Genomic DNA, 14710 nt, shown 5'->3' on the forward strand with positions numbered 1-14710 from the left:
TAACGTATTCTGCCCGCGATCGATGCAGTCCACCCCCAGATCCCCAGAGGTTTATCGTGCTGATCCGCCACAAGTTGATATTGAATACCGCCCTGGTTGCCACGGCCATGCTGACCCTGAGCGGGCTCTTCTTCTACGCCAGCCAGGAGAGTCGGCACATGATGGAGGCACAGCGCAGCGTCGATGCACTCGAGCGCGCCATGTTGCAACTGAGGGGGGCCGAACAGGACTTCTTGCTGCACAAGGATCCGGCCGACGTCGACCGGTTCAACGCCGTGCTGGCGGACGTGCACTCCCTGGAGCAGACCCTGGAGGCGGACGACCGCCTGGGCAACGCCCGGGCCGGGTTGACGGGCCTGGATCGCCAGTTCGGTGCCTATGGCAAGGCCTTCAACGAGCTGGTGGCCCAGCAGCAGAAGATCGGGCTGGGGCCGGAGGATGGCCTCTATGGCCGGTTGAGGGCGGCGGTGCACAAGGTGGAGGAGGCCCTCAAGGCGCAGGATCAGCAGACTCTGCTCATCACCATGCTGCAGCTGAGGCGCGCGGAGAAGGACTTCATGCTGCGCTCGGACATCCAGTACCTCGAGCGTTTCCAGACCCTGCATGCCGCCTTCCAGCAGGGGCTCGGCGGCCTGCCACAGACGCAGCGCAACGAGCTGGAGCAGGCCAGCGAACAGTACCGGCAGGATTTCGTCGCCCTGGTGCAGGGCATGCAGGTACTGGGGCTGAAGGAGACGTCCGGACTGCGCGGCCAGATGCACACCCTGGTGCTGCAGGCCGAGCAGGCCCTCAAGGGCGCCAGCCAGCAGGTCGCCGACGAGCTGGCCCGCCAGACCACGGGTTTCAATCGGCTGATGTTGGCCTGTGGCGCCCTGATCATCCTGGCCATCGGTTTTATGAGCGTGCTGCTGGGCCGCAGCATCGACAGGCCCATCGCGCGGGTCAATGACACCGTCAACCGCATCCGCCGGGACAACGACCTGCGCCTGCGCATCGCCCTGAAGGGGGATGACGAGATGGCGCAGCTGGCGGGCAATCTCGATGTGATGCTGGATGGCTTCCGCCATCTGATAGGGGACGTGAAACAGAGCGTGAACACCCTGACCGGGGCGGCGGATCACCTCTCTGACAATGTGCGCCGCACCAGCGAGGGGGCCCAGCGCCAGCTGCTGGAGACGGATCAGGTGGCGACCGCCTCCACCGAGATGGGTTCCACCATAGAGGAGATAGCCCGCAACACCGAACAGGCCGCCAGCGATGCCGCGGCCACCAACCACAAGGCCAGCGAGGGGCGTGGCGCGGTCGAGCAGACCGTCAACCAGATCCACGCTCTGGCGACCCAGCTGGAGCAGGCGTCCGGCGAGGTGACCCGGTTGCAGCAGGAGAGCGAGACCATAGGCTCGGTGCTGGGGGTGATCCGCGGCATCGCCGATCAGACGAACCTGCTGGCCCTCAATGCGGCCATCGAGGCGGCGCGGGCGGGGGAGCAGGGTCGCGGTTTCGCCGTGGTGGCGGACGAGGTGCGCAGCCTCGCCATCCGCACCCAGCAGTCGACTCAGGAGATCGCCGTCATCATCCACTCCCTGCAGCAGCAGACCGACAGCATAGTGGCCAGGATGGCGCTCTGCCGGGAGCAGGGCGATCAGAGCGCGCAGCAGGCGAGGGTGGCCGGCGGGCTGCTCGGCCAGATAACGGAAGATGTCACCCGGATCATGGACATGAGCACCCAGATCGCCGCCGCCATCGAGCAGCAGAGCCTGGTGGCCAACGAGGTGAACCGCAACGTCAGCAGCATCCGCGACATCGCCCAGGCGTCGAGCCAGATGGCGGAAGACAACGCCAGCTCCAGCCAGGGCTTGAGCGAGCAGGCCAGGCTGCTGAATCGGGCGGTGGAGCCGTACCGGGTGTGACTGACCTGCTGATGGAAAAAGGGAGCCATAGCGGCTCCCTTTTTATCGCAGACCGGATTCAGAGCAGGAACAGGGTGGCCAGGCCGAGGAAGATGAAGAAGCCGCCGGTGTCCGTGATGGCGGTGATCATCACGCTGGCCCCCACCGCAGGGTCGCGCCCCAGCCGGCTCATGGTCATGGGGATGATGACCCCCATCAGGGCCGCCACCAGCAGGTTGAGCATCATGGCGAGGGTCATCACGGCGCCGAGCGCCGCATCCTGATAGAGGAAGTAGGTGGCGACCCCCATGGTGCCGCCCCACACCAGGCCGTTGATCAGGGCCACCCCCAGCTCGCGCCACAGCAGGAAGGAGACGTTGCCGGTCTGGATATGCTGCAGCGCCAGGGCCCGCACTATCATGGTGATGGTCTGGTTGCCTGTGTTGCCGCCGATGCCCGCGACGATGGGCATCAGGGCCGCCAGCGCCACCAGCTGGGAGATGGTGTGCTCGAACAGGCCTATGACCCGGGAGGCCACGAAGGCGGTGCAGAGGTTGATGGCGAGCCAGGCCCAGCGGGTCCTGACCGCCTTGGAGACGGGCGCGAACACGTCTTCTTCCTCGCTGATCCCCCCCATGCGGCGCAGGTCGGTGTCGCTCTCTTCATAGACCAGATCCACCACCTCGGCGACGGTGAGCCGGCCCATCAGCTTGCCCCTGGCATCCACCACGGCGGCAGAAAGCAGGTCATCCCGCTCGAAGGTACGGGCCGCCGCCTCGTCGTTGTCTTCCGGATCGAAGGTGACGGGGTTCTTCTCCATCACGTCCCCCACTCGAGTCTCTGGCTTGTGCAGCAGCACGGCGGTGAGGGGCAGCTCCCCCTGCAGCCGGTTGCTCCTGTCGATGACGAACAGCTTGTCGGTGTTGGCGGGGATCTTGCCGCGCAGGCGCAGGTAGCGCTGCACCGTGGCCAGGCTCACCTCGGCCCGCACCGTGATGAGCTCGAAGTCCATCATGGCGCCGACCGTGTGTTTGCCGTAGCGGATCACCTCCCGCACCCGGTCGCGCTGATCGGGGGCCATGGAGGTGAGCAGCCGCCCCATCAGGTTGCGAGGCAGGTACTGGCCCAGATAGATCTGATCGTCGATATCCAGGGTGCGCAGGGCGTGCAGCAGCGCCTTGTCGCTCATGCCGCTGATGAGGCTGTCCCATACCGTCTCCGACGCCTCGACCAGAATCTGACCTTGCTTGTCTGCATCCACCTGCTGCCACAGCACCTGGCGCTCGTCCGGTGGCAGGGATTCCAGCGCATCAGCGACGTCGGCGGCCGGCAGGCTGTTGACCAGCCGGGTGAGCTCGCTGGTCTGATCCCGCAGCTCGGCATCCTGCACCCCTTGCGGGTCGAGCAGGCTGTCGGTGAGGGCATCGTCGGCCAGCAGCAGGGTGAGAATGCGGGCTCTGTCTTGTTCACGCTGTTTGGCGCTGTTCTTGGCGGGGAGAGACATGAAGCAGAATTCCTGAATGCGATGGTCCGGCTGACACACCCCATAGGATACCAGACTCAAAACAAGAGGTTATGACAGTAAATGCAGAAAAAGAAACGCCACCCGAGGGTGGCGTTGACATAGATGTAGCGATCAGGCCGAAGCGAGGGCCGCGTCAGCGGTGCATCCTTGCCCGAACCAGGCAAGCTGGTCCGCCAGGGTCACCACAGATCCCACCATGATGAGGGCCGGACTCTCGACCCCCACCGCCAGCTCGGGCAACTGATCGAGGGTGCCGCGAATGACCCGCTGGCTTGGCTGGGTGCCACGCTCGATCAGTGCCACCGGGGTGTCGCCCCCCTTGCCGTGGGCCAGCAGCTGATCGCGGATTACCCCGCAGGATGACAGCCCCATATAGAAGACCAGTGTCTGCTTGTCTCTGGCCAGCAGCGGCCAGTCGAGATCCTGGGCGCCCCCCTTGCCGTGGGCGGTGACGAAGCGCACGCTCTGGGCGTGATCGCGGTGGGTCAGCGGAATGCCGGCGTAGGCGGCGCAGCCGCTGGCCGCCGTGATCCCCGGCACCACCTGAAAGCCGATGCCGCTGCCGACCAGCGTCTCCAGCTCCTCGCCGCCACGGCCGAAGATGAAGGGGTCGCCCCCCTTCAGCCGCACCACCCGCTGGCCCTTCTTCGCCTCCTCCAGCAACAGCTGGTTGATCCCCTCCTGCGGCACGCAGTGGTTGCCCGCCTGCTTGCCGACGAAGATGCGTTTGGCGTCGCGGCGCACCAGCGCCATCACCTCGTCGGAGACCAGCCGGTCATAGACCACCACGTCCGCCTGCTGCATCTGGCGCAGGGCGTGCAGGGTGAGCAGGCCCGGATCGCCGGGGCCGGCCCCCACCAGCACCACCTCGCCACCGGTCTGGCTCTCGTCGGCAAACAGACTGTCGGCCAGCTGATTGGCAGAGGCGCTATCGCCCCGTGCCAGTGCCTGCCCGAGCCGATCCGCCCCGAGCAGCCGTTCCCAGAAGCGGCGCCGCTCGCCCATGCTGGCGAAGCGGGCCTTGACCCGCTCCCGCAGGCTGCCGGCGAAGGCCGCCACGGCGCCCAGATGCTGGGGCAGCAGGGCTTCGAGTTTTTCCCGCAGCAAGCGGGCCAGCACCGGGGCCTTGCCGCCGGAGGAGATGGCCACCATCAGCGGCGAGCGGTCGATGATCGACGGCATGATGAAGCTGGAGCGTTTCGGGTCATCCACCACGTTGGCAAAGATCCGCGCCTGATTGGCGCTCTGGTAGACCAGGGCGTTCACCTCGCGCCGATCGGTGGCGGTCACCACCAGCCACTTGCCCGTCAGTTGCTGCGGCGCGAATTCACCGGCCAGCCACTCGATGCTGCCGTTGGCAGCCAGTTCTGCCAGCTCGGGGTCGAGCTCGGGTGCGACCACGGTGAGCTGGGCACCGGCATCCAGCAGCAGGCGCGCCTTGCGCTCCGCTACCTCGCCGCCGCCGACCAGCAGCACGGGTTTGTTGTCGAGTCGGCAAAAGATGGGCAAGTAGTCCATGGGGCCTCCTGATCAGGCGGTTTGGGTCTGGCTGGCAGTGGTGGTGGTCTCGTTCACCGCGATTGGGCGCTCAGCCTTGGGGGTGGCATACCAGTAGCCGAGGCCCATGAAGAGGGCGCCGGAGACGGTGTTGCCCAGGGTCACCCACAGCAGGTTGTGGCCGATGCCGCCCAGGGTGTAGGCCTCGGAATGGGCACCAAACCAGGAGAGGGCGAACAGGGTCATGTTGGCGACCGAGTGCTCGTAGCCGGAGGCGATGAAGGCCAGCAGGCACCACCAGATGGCGATGAACTTGGCGGCACCCTCGGTGCGCAGCGCCATCCAGATGGCGAGGCAGACCAGCCAGTTGCACAGCACACCTTTCATGAACAGGGTCAGCGCCGGTGCCTGGGTCTTGGCCAGCGCGACCTTGTGCGCCAGGCTGCCCGCGTCCGGCAGCAGGCTGCCGCCGTAGGAGTAGATCAGCGCTACCGCGATGGAGCCGAGCAGGTTGCCGGCCCAGGTCTGCGGCAGGATGCGCAGCAGATCCCCCATGGAAATCTTGCCGGTCTTCACCCCGAAGGTGAGGAACATGGTGTGGCCGGTGAACAGCTCGGAGCCGGCGATGACAACTAAGGTGAGGGCGATGCCGAAGGTAGCCCCCATCACCAGAGGACGGACGCTGGGATCCACCAGGTTGCCCAGGGTGAAGATGAGGATGATGCCAAGGCCCACATAGGCCCCCGCCATGGCGGAGCTGAGCCAGAAGCCGAGCTTGTCGCTGCGCTCGAAGCGGTTGATGCGGGCCGCGTTGGCGGCGCACTTGTTGATGGTGTCGGTATACATCTTTGTTTCCTTCAAGAGGGCCGCCCGCAGGCAGCCCTGACAATGTGTGACCCCCTCCCAGCCTCCCCCTTGTCAAGGGGGAGGGGCTTTTTGCTCCCTCCCCTTGCGAAGGGGAGGGCCGGGGTGGGGTCTGCTGTTAGACGGCGACCCAGACCTGCTGGTCGCGTACTTCAACGGGATAGCTTTGCACCGACATGGCGGCGTTCTCGAGGCAGTGGCCGTCGCGCAGACGGAAGTGCTGCTTCTTGAGCGGGCTGGCCACCCAGAGCTCACCCTCGTGTTCACCTACGATGCCGCGCGACAGCACGTTGGCGGCGAAGAAGGGATCCCGGTTGTCGATGGCGAACACCTCGGCCGCCGCGCTCGGGCGGAACAGGGCGATCTGACGGCCTTCCAGCAGGGCACAAACACCAGTTCCCGGCAGGATGTCGTTGAGTTGGCAGGCAAGTTTCATCGCTTAATCTCCACGTCGAGTTGGATGAACTGGCTATCGAGCAGGGCGCAAACGTCCATGCAGCCCGGCAGGGTGTCGTTGAGTTGGCAGGCAAGTTTCATCATTTGGTTTCCACCTCGATCTGGTAGACGGGGATGCGCTCGGCCGGGGTGGCGGGTCTGTGCTGGTCGCGTTCGCTGACGAACTGGACGTCCGGGTCGCGCTTGTCGCTGTTGATGAAGTGGCTGAAACGCTTGAGCGCTTCCTCTTCGTTGAGGGTGCGCGACCATTCGCACTCGTAGCTGTCGATAAGGCGTTGGATGTCGCGCTCCAGGGTGTCGGCCAGCCCCAGCTTGTCGTCGACGATCACCTCGCGCAGGTAGTCGATACCCCCTTCCAGATTGCCGAGCCAGACCGAGGTGCGCTGCAGTTTGTCGGCGCTGGTGACGTAGAACATCATAAAACGGTCTATCAACCGGACTAACGTCTCGCGGTCGAGATCGGAGGCCAGCAGGTCGGCGTGGCGCGGCTTCATGCCGCCGTTGCCGCCCACATAGAGGTTCCAGCCCGCGTCGGTGGCGATGATGCCGACGTCCTTGCCCTGGGCTTCCGCACATTCGCGGGTACAGCCGGAGACGCCGAACTTCATCTTGTGGGGGGTGCGAATGCCCTTGTAGCGGTTCTCGAGGAAGACCCCGAGGCCGACGCTGTCCTGCACGCCGAAGCGGCACCAGGTGCTGCCGACACAGGTCTTGGCCATGCGCAGCGCCTTGGCATAGGCCTGACCGGTCTCGAAGCCGGCCGCCAGCAGCTTGCGCCAGATGGCGGGCAGATCATCCTTCTGGGCCCCGAACAGGCCGATGCGCTGGGCGCCGGTGATCTTGGTGTAGAGCTTGTAGTCGCGGGCCACTTCGGCCACCGCCAGCAGCCCCTCCGGGGTCACCTCGCCACCGGCCATGCGCGGGATGACGGAGTAGGTGCCGTCCTTTTGCATGTTGCCGAGGAAGATGTCGTTGGTGTCCTGCAGCGGGGTGTTGAGCGGGCTCAGCACATAGTCGTTCCAGCAGGAGGCGAGGATGGAGCCGACCGTGGGCTTGCACACCTCGCAGCCATGACCCTGGCCATGCTTGGCCAGCAGCTCGTCGAAACTCTTGATCCCCTCCACCTTGACGAGGTGGAACAGCTCCTGACGGGAGTGGGGGAAGTGGGCGCAGAGGTGGTTGTTGACCTCGATGCCCTGTTTCACCAGCTCGGCGTTGAGCACCTGGCTGATGAGGGGCACGCAGCCGCCGCAGCCGGTACCGGCCTTGGTGTGCTGCTTGATGGCGGCGAGCGTGGTGTGACCCTCGGCGACGGCCTGGGCGATGTCGCCCTTGGAGACGTCGAAGCAGGAGCAGATCTGGGCGCTGGTGGGCAGGGCGTCGACCCCTAGGGTCGGCTTGGCACCGGCGTAGGCGGGCAGGATCAGGGTGTCCGGGTGGCTCGGCAGGGGCAGGGCATTGAGCATCATCTGCAGCAGGTTGCCGTAATCTTCCACGTCACCCACCAGCACGGCGCCGAGCAATCGGCTGTTGTCCTCGCTCACCACGATCTTCTTGTAGACGCCGGCCTGGTCGTCCTGGAACACATAGCTGTGGCTGCCCGGAGTGCGGCCATGGGCATCACCGATGGAGCCGACGGAGACGCCGAGCAGCTTGAGTTTGGCGCTCATGTCCGCCCCCTCGAAGCGGCTGTCTCCACCGAGCAGATGGTCGACGGTGATCTGGGCCATCTTGTAGCCCGGCGCCACCAGTCCGAAGAAGCGGCCCTGCCAGGCGGCGCACTCGCCGATGGCGTAGATGTCGGGGTCGGAGGTGAGGCAGTGATCGTCGATGACGATGCCGCCGCGCTCGGCGATGGCCAGATCGCCGTAGCGACCGAGCGTGTCTTGCGGGCGGATGCCGGTGGAAAAGACCACCACGTCTACTTCCAGCTGGCTGCCGTCGGCAAAGGCGAGACGGTGTTTCGCCTGCTCACCGCCATGCATCAGGATCTCGCTGGTGCTCTTGCTGGTGTGTACCTGCACACCCATGGATTCGATCTTGCGGCGCAGCAGCTGGCCGCCCTGGCCGTCGAGCTGCTCGGCCATCAGCACCGGAGCAAACTCCACCACATGGGTCTCGAGACCCAGTGCCTTGAGGGCGCCGGCGGCTTCGAGACCAAGCAGACCGCCCCCGATCACCACCCCGCTCTTGCCGCTCTTGGCGGCGCTACGGATGGCTTTCAGATCCTCGATGGTGCGATAGACGAAGCATTCGTGGTGCTGACTGCCCTGGATGGGCGGCACCCAGGGGTAGGAGCCGGTGGCCAGCACCAGCTTGTCGTAACCGACCACTGTGCCCTTGTTGGAGTGCACTTCGCGGTTGGCCCTGTCGATTTTTTTCACCGCTTCGCCGAGCAGCAGGCGGATGCCGTGCTTGTCGTAGAAACCGGGTTTGACGAGGGAGAGATCTTCGCTGGTGTGATGGGAGAAGTAGGAGGAGAGATGGACGCGATCGTAGGCGGGACGGGGTTCTGCACCGAAGACGGTGATCTCGTAGTGGCCCGGGTCGGCCCGCTCGATCAGCTCTTCGATGAAGCGGTGCCCCACCATGCCGTTGCCCACAACGACCAGTCTGACTTTGCTCATAGTTGCCTCAAGTTTGGAGTAATAAAACATCATTCTGAGGCTAGGCTACCCAGTTGGAGGGGGCGGCCAATTGATGCAAATCAAGTGTCCATTTATATATCTCATCAGGGGTAATTCGATAAAATTCAGTGCTATACAAAAATAGGTATACCAGTTGATGATTTGTGGGCTTGGCCGGAGGGAGGCAATCGGGGGAAGAGTGATTTGCTGTATGGAGGGAGATGAAAACATCTACCGCCAACACGCCGGTCTCGCACTGGGCGAGACCGGTATCAATGGGCATCAGCTGAACAAGGTGGCGCGTCAGGCAATATGGCGGCGGAACAGGGCGAGCGCGAGGGACAGGCTGATGCCGCCGATGGCGATCAGGGGCCAGAGCAGGGGCCAGGCGGCCGACCAGCCCAGCCCCTTCAGGAAGACCCCCTTGAGCAGCACGATGAAGTGGGTCAGGGGGTCGATGGCGGCCAGCCACTGGAACAGGGTCGGCATGTTCTCCACCGGCGAGACATAGCCAGAGAGGATCACCGCCGGCACCATGAAGCAGAAGACCCCGAGAAACGCCTGCTGCTGGGTGGTGCAGAGGGAGGAGATGAAGAGGCCGATCCCGGCGAGCGCCAGGCCGTAGCAGACCATGCCGGCCAGCAGCAGGGTCAGGCTGCCGGAAAAGGGCACCTGATAGACGAAGCGGGCAGCCAGCGCGACTATGGTGCCCTGTCCCACCGCCACCAGGATGCCGGGCACCGCCTTGCCCGCCATGATCCAGCCCGGGGTGAGGGGGGAGACCAGCAGCTGGTCGAAGGTGCCCTCCTCCCGCTCCCGCGCCACCGAGAGTGCGGTGACGATGAGGCAGCCTATGGTGGTGATGATGGCCACCAGGGAGGGGAGCACGTGCCAGCGAAACTCGATGTTGGGGTTGTAGAGGTGGCGCATCGGCAGCTCGGGGGCGCCGCGCCCCTCGCTCTGCCAGCGGGCGATCACCTGGCTGATGTAGCCCGCCGCCACCTGGCCGCCGTTGGAGCGACGCCCATCGATGACAAGCTGCAGCGGGGCTGTGTCGCCGCGGGCCAGCCGGCGGGAGAAGTCGGGGGGGATGATCAGCCCGAGCAGCGCCTGCTGCCCGGTGATGGCCTCGGTCATGCCCGCCTCGCCTTGCACCGGAATGATGGTGGTGAAGGCGGGCATATGGGTGAGGCGCTCGATCAGCTCGCGGCTCTCGGCGCCGCCGTCCTGGTTGTAGACGGCCAGCGTGTTGCCGGTCACCTCCAGGGTGGCGGCGAAGGGGAAGAGGGCGGTCTGCAGCAGCACCGGCATGATCAGCAGGAAGCGCCCCTGGGTGTTGCCCAGCAGGATGGCGAGCTCTTTTCGCACCAGCCACCAGAGTCGAGTCAGCATGCTTACTCCAGGGTGCGCCGCGTCTTGCGGGCGGTGAGGGCGAGCCAGAAGAGCGCCAGCAGCAGCAGGCTGAGGGCGTTGACCAGCAGGATCGACAGCACGTTGCCCGCCTGATAGAGGGTCTGCAAGGAGCTGGCAAAGTAGCGGGCCGGAATGAGGTGAGTGATGGCCCGAAGCCAAGGCGGCATGCTGGCGATCTCGAACACGAAGCCCGAGAGCATCATGGCCGGCAGGAAGGCCGCCGTCAGGGCCGCCTGGGCGGCGTTGAACTGGCTGCGCATCAGGGTGGAGAGAAACAGCCCCAGCCCCAGGGCGCTGCCGAGAAACAGGCTGGTGACCAGGAACAGGACGACCAGGGAGCCGCGCCAGGGTACCCCCATCACCACCACGGAGAAGAGCAGGCAGATGAGCATGGCGGCGATGCCGAGCCCGTAATAGGGCAAGAGCTTGGAGAGCAGCAGCTCGGTCCTGGTCACCGGGGTGGCGAGCAGGGCCTCCATGGTGCCGCGCTCCCACTCCCTGGCCACCACCATGGAGGTGAGCAGGGCGCCTATGATGGTCATCACCACGGCGATGGAGCCCGGCACCAGGAAGTTGCGGCTCACTAGCGCCGGATTGAACCAGGCCCGGGTGCGCAGCTCCACCGGCTGGCTCTGGGGCTTGCCCTCACCGAGAAGCCAGCCTTGCCAGATCCCCTGCACATAGTGGGTGACGAAGTTCGCCGTGTTGGGCTCGGTGCCGTCGGTGAGCAGGACGATGGACGCCGTCCCCCCTCCCTGGCCGGCCAGGGCGCGGGAGAAGCCCTCGTCGATCACCAGCAGCCCCCGGATCTCGCCGTGCTCAAGGCTCCCCAGCAGTGCCTCCTTGCTCGGGCCACCCTGCACCTCCAGGGCGGTGGAGCCGCGCAGAGCCTGCTCTAAGCGGATCGCCGGCGCCCCGCCGTCGGCACGCCAGACCCCGAGGCGCAGGTGGTCCACGTCCAGGTTGATGGCGTACCCCATCACCACCAGCAGCACCACCGGCATGATGAAGGCGACCAGTATGCTGCTCGGGTCGCGCACTATCTGCAGCGACTCCTTGCGGCAGAGGGCCAGCAGGCGGCGACGGCTAATGCTCATGGGGTCTCCTCGTCGGCCCGCTCGACCAAAGTGATAAAGGCCTCTTCCATGGTGGGTAAAGAAGTTGCTGCGTCTTTGGCGGCCAGCCCCTTGAGCTCGTCCGGGGTGCCGAGGGCCAGCAGCTTGCCGCGGTAGATGAGGGCGATGCGGTCGCAATACTCCGCCTCGTCCATGAAGTGGGTGGTGACCAGCACGGTCACCCCGTGATCGGCCAGGGCGTTGATGTGGGACCAGAACTCGCGCCGGGTGACAGGGTCGACTCCGGAGGTGGGCTCGTCGAGAAACAGCAGCGGCGGCGCGTGCAGCAGGGCGCAGGCCAGCGATAAGCGCTGGCGCAGCCCCAGCGGCAGGGACTCCGCCTTCTGATCGAGCCAGGGGGCGAGGGCGAAGGCCGTCACCATGGCGTCGATGCGTGCCTGCTGGGCACGACCGAACAGGCCGTAGATGCCGGCGAAGAAGGCGAGGTTCTGGGCCACGGTGAGCTGCTTGTAGAGGGAGAACTTCTGGGCCATGTAGCCGAGGTGCTGGCGCGCCGCCGAGGGGCTGCGGGCCAGATCGATGCCGGTCACCAGGGCCTGGCCACCGCTTGGGCGCAGCAGGCCGCACTCCATCTTGAAGGTGGTGGACTTGCCGGCGCCGTTGGGGCCGAGCAGGCCGAAGATCTCGCCCCGGCGCACCGCGAAGCTGACGTCGTCGGTGGCCGCGAAGTCGCCGAAACGCTTGGTGAGGTGGCGCGCCTCGATCACCGCTTCGGGGGAGACCCCTGCCGGCAGCGCGGCCTCGCGCATCCCGGCCGCCAGGCTCGACTCTCCGCCGGGGCCGCCGCCGAGCAGATCGATGAAGGCATCCTCCAGCCGCGCCGGGGTCGGCACGAAGGCCCCCTCAGAGAGCCCCAGCTCCGCCAGCGGGGGGGTTGCCACGCCGGCGTGCAGCAGCAGGCGCACCCGCTCCCCGGCCACGGCGCCATCCATCACGGCGGGGTGGGCCAGCGCCCGGCGCAGCAGGGCGCGCCGCTCCCGGCCATCCAACTTACCCGCCTCCAGCAGCCAGCAGCGGTGCGCCATGGCCCCCATGAGTTCCGCCGGGGTGCCGCTGGTGCGCAGCTCGCCGTCCGCCATCAGCAGCACGTGATCGCAGAGCTCAGCTTCATCGAGATAGGCGGTGCTCCAGAGCACCGTCATGCCTCCCTGGGCGAGCTCGCGCACCATCTTCCACAGGGCGCGGCGGGAGATGGGGTCGACCCCGACCCCGGGCTCGTCCAGCAGCAGCACATCCGGGGTGCCGAGCAGGGCGCAGGCCAGCCCGAGTTTCTGCTTCATGCCCCCCGAGAGCTTGCCCGCCGGCCTGGCGGTGAAGCGGGCGAGATCGGTGAAGGCGAGCAGCCGGGCAAACGTCGTGCTGCGCTCGGGCTCCACCACACCGCGCAAGTCGGCGTAGAGGGCGAGGTTCTCCAGCACGCTGAGATCTTCATAGAGCCCGAACTGCTGGGGCATATAACCGAGGCGCTGGCGCAAGGCATCGCCATCCTGCACCGGATCCAGCCCCAGCACCCGGCTCTGCCCCGCCTCCGGCACCAGCAGGCCGGCGAGCAGGCGCAGCAGGGTGCTCTTGCCCGCCCCGTCCGGTCCCACCAGGCCCGTGATGCCGCCGCTCGGTATGGTGGCCGAGATGGCATCCAGCGCCACGCGCTCGCCAAAGCGCTTGGTCAACCCCTCGAGCCGGATGGCGGCGCTCATGGGGCCAGCCTGACGGTGACCGGCATCCCCTGACGCAGGGCCGGGTCGGGATCCTGCACCACTATGCGCAGCCGGTAGACCAGGTGGGTGCGAAGATCCGGCGTCTCCACCGATTTCGGGGTGAACTCGGCGGTGGGCGAGACAAAGCCCACCACCCCCTGATAGGGCTTGTCCGGCCGCGAGTCGGTGGTGAGCTGCACCCTGGCACCGCTCGGGAAGTGGCCAAGCCAGGGCTCCTCCACATAGGCGCGCACCCAGACCGGCGCGGTCAGGGAGAGGTTGAAGGCGGTGGCCCCCGGTTGCACCAGGGTGCCTGGCTCGATGGCGCGGGTCAGAATGATGCCGTCGCTCGGGGCGGTCAGCACGGCGTCGGCGAGCGCCAGCTCGGCGCTGGCCAGCGCCGCCTTGGCGCCGTCCAGTTGGGCGTCGGACTGGGCGATCTCCTCGGGGCGGTAGCCGGTCTCGAGCTGGGCGAGCTGCTCGCGGGCGGCGCGCACCCTGGCCTGGGTCTGATCCCGCTGGGAGCGGGCGCTGTCGAGCTGGCCGCGGGAGATGGCGCCGGTGGCCGCCAGGGCGCTCTGGCGGCGCCACTGCTTGTCGGCCTCCAGCGCGGCGGCCTCGGCGGCCGCCAGCTCGGCCCGGGCGCGGTCCGTCTCCTCGCTGCGATACCCCTTGTGCATCAAGGCGTTGGAGGCACTAATCGCGGCCAGATTGGCGCGGGCACTGTCGCGGCTGTGGGTGAGGGGCGCCGGATCCAGGCGGGCCAGTGGCTGGCCGGCTTTCACCCCGTCCCCCTCATCCACCAGCACCCGTTCGACGCGCCCCCCGACCCGAAAGGCCAGATTGACGTCGCGGATGTCGACGTTGCCGTAGAGGAGGGAGCCGTCGGCGGGCCGGCCCTGCCACCAGAGGTAGCCGCCGATCAGGGCCAATAGGAGGGCCACCAGCGCAATGCGTTGTTTCATACCGCTTCTCCTTCGGTGGGGCGCAGGCCACGCAGGGCCCACGCCAGCCGCTGCCGGGCAGCCTCGGGGTTGTCGATCTGGGCGAGGAAGGGCGCGGCTTCCCTGGGCAGCCAGCCGAGCTGGCGCCCGCCACCGGCGATCACGAGGGGCAGGCCCACGGAACCCATGATGAAGATCATCAGCTGCAAGGGGTTGGCCGCCACCAGGGATCCTTCCGCCTGCGCTTTTTGCACCTGTTCGAGCAGCAGCAGGGGGTGGCGGCGCGGCAGGCTCAGCAGAAAGCGCTGGGCCGCGTTCTCGCCGGCCAGGGCGTCGCCAAACAGGTGGTTGATGAAGCCACGCTGGCGGGCCACCAGGGTGATCAGCGCCTCCATGGTGGCCTCGAAGGTTGCCAGGGCAGAGGGGTAGGCGCTGCGGGCCGCCACCGCCTTGAGCTCGTCGTAGAGGGGGGCGTACCAGAGCTCCACCAGCTCGTCGATATAGGCGTCGCGGTTGCCGAAGTGATAGACGAAGGTGCCGAGATTGACCTCGGCCGCCGTCGCCAGCTCGCGCACCGTGAGGCCGCGCAGTCCCTTGTCGGTGGCGATGGCAAGGCCGGTATCGAGCAGTTTCTGACGGGTCGGGTGCATCCTGCGATCGCT

Annotated in this window: 11 protein-coding genes; 1 reads left to right on the forward strand and 10 read right to left on the reverse strand. The window is 66.6% G+C overall.

Annotation, left to right across the window (positions count from 1 at the left end):
- The first annotated feature begins 56 nt into the window (after window positions 1–56).
- Window positions 57–1910 carry a methyl-accepting chemotaxis protein gene (locus tag I6L39_RS07425; RefSeq protein WP_216991442.1) on the forward strand — a complete coding sequence of 618 codons (1854 nt, stop codon included), beginning with the start codon at window positions 57–59 and terminating at the stop codon, window positions 1908–1910.
- Between the two features lie 58 nt (window positions 1911–1968).
- Here the strand turns inward: I6L39_RS07425 and mgtE are convergent, their stop codons facing one another.
- From mgtE to I6L39_RS07475, 10 genes are all read right to left on the reverse strand, one after another.
- Window positions 1969–3393: a magnesium transporter gene (mgtE, locus tag I6L39_RS07430; RefSeq protein WP_216991443.1), complete on the reverse strand. Its 1425-nt coding sequence runs from the start codon at window positions 3391–3393 to the stop codon at window positions 1969–1971.
- Window positions 3394–3525: 132 nt separating this feature from the next.
- Window positions 3526–4932 carry a siroheme synthase CysG gene (gene cysG / locus I6L39_RS07435; RefSeq protein WP_216991444.1) on the reverse strand — a complete coding sequence of 469 codons (1407 nt, stop codon included), beginning with the start codon at window positions 4930–4932 and terminating at the stop codon, window positions 3526–3528.
- A 12-nt stretch (window positions 4933–4944) separates the two neighbouring features.
- Entirely contained in the window at window positions 4945–5757 is an 813-nt protein-coding gene (nirC, locus tag I6L39_RS07440) for a nitrite transporter NirC (RefSeq protein WP_216991445.1), read from the reverse strand.
- A gap of 136 nt (window positions 5758–5893) precedes the next feature.
- Window positions 5894–6211, reverse strand: coding sequence for a nitrite reductase small subunit NirD (gene nirD / locus I6L39_RS07445; protein ID WP_016352322.1), 318 nt, complete (start codon window positions 6209–6211; stop codon window positions 5894–5896).
- 100 nt (window positions 6212–6311) lie between these two features.
- Window positions 6312–8858 (reverse strand): nitrite reductase large subunit NirB, encoded by a 2547-nt coding sequence (gene nirB, locus I6L39_RS07450; protein ID WP_216991446.1) that lies wholly within the window; start codon window positions 8856–8858, stop codon window positions 6312–6314.
- A 303-nt stretch (window positions 8859–9161) separates the two neighbouring features.
- Complete coding sequence (locus I6L39_RS07455) at window positions 9162–10250, reverse strand: ABC transporter permease (RefSeq protein ID WP_216991447.1); 1089 nt, start codon at window positions 10248–10250, stop codon at window positions 9162–9164.
- 2 nt (window positions 10251–10252) lie between these two features.
- A complete protein-coding gene (locus I6L39_RS07460; RefSeq protein WP_216991448.1) occupies window positions 10253–11368 on the reverse strand; it encodes an ABC transporter permease in 1116 nt (371 codons plus the stop codon).
- Window positions 11365–13104 (reverse strand): ATP-binding cassette domain-containing protein, encoded by a 1740-nt coding sequence (locus I6L39_RS07465; protein WP_216991449.1) that lies wholly within the window; start codon window positions 13102–13104, stop codon window positions 11365–11367. The genes I6L39_RS07460 and I6L39_RS07465 overlap by 4 nt, the downstream gene beginning before the upstream one ends.
- On the reverse strand, window positions 13101–14069 hold the full coding sequence (gene hlyD / locus I6L39_RS07470; protein WP_216991450.1) for a secretion protein HlyD: 969 nt from the start codon (window positions 14067–14069) through the stop codon (window positions 13101–13103). The genes I6L39_RS07465 and hlyD overlap by 4 nt, the downstream gene beginning before the upstream one ends.
- Complete coding sequence (locus I6L39_RS07475; protein ID WP_216991451.1) at window positions 14066–14698, reverse strand: TetR/AcrR family transcriptional regulator; 633 nt, start codon at window positions 14696–14698, stop codon at window positions 14066–14068. Before I6L39_RS07475 ends, hlyD begins: the two co-directional genes overlap by 4 nt.
- Window positions 14699–14710 lie beyond the last annotated feature (12 nt).

Origin of the sequence: Aeromonas sp. FDAARGOS 1409 (assembly GCF_019048705.1) — a bacterium.
Taxonomy (GTDB): Bacteria; Pseudomonadota; Gammaproteobacteria; order Enterobacterales; family Aeromonadaceae; genus Aeromonas; species Aeromonas sanarellii.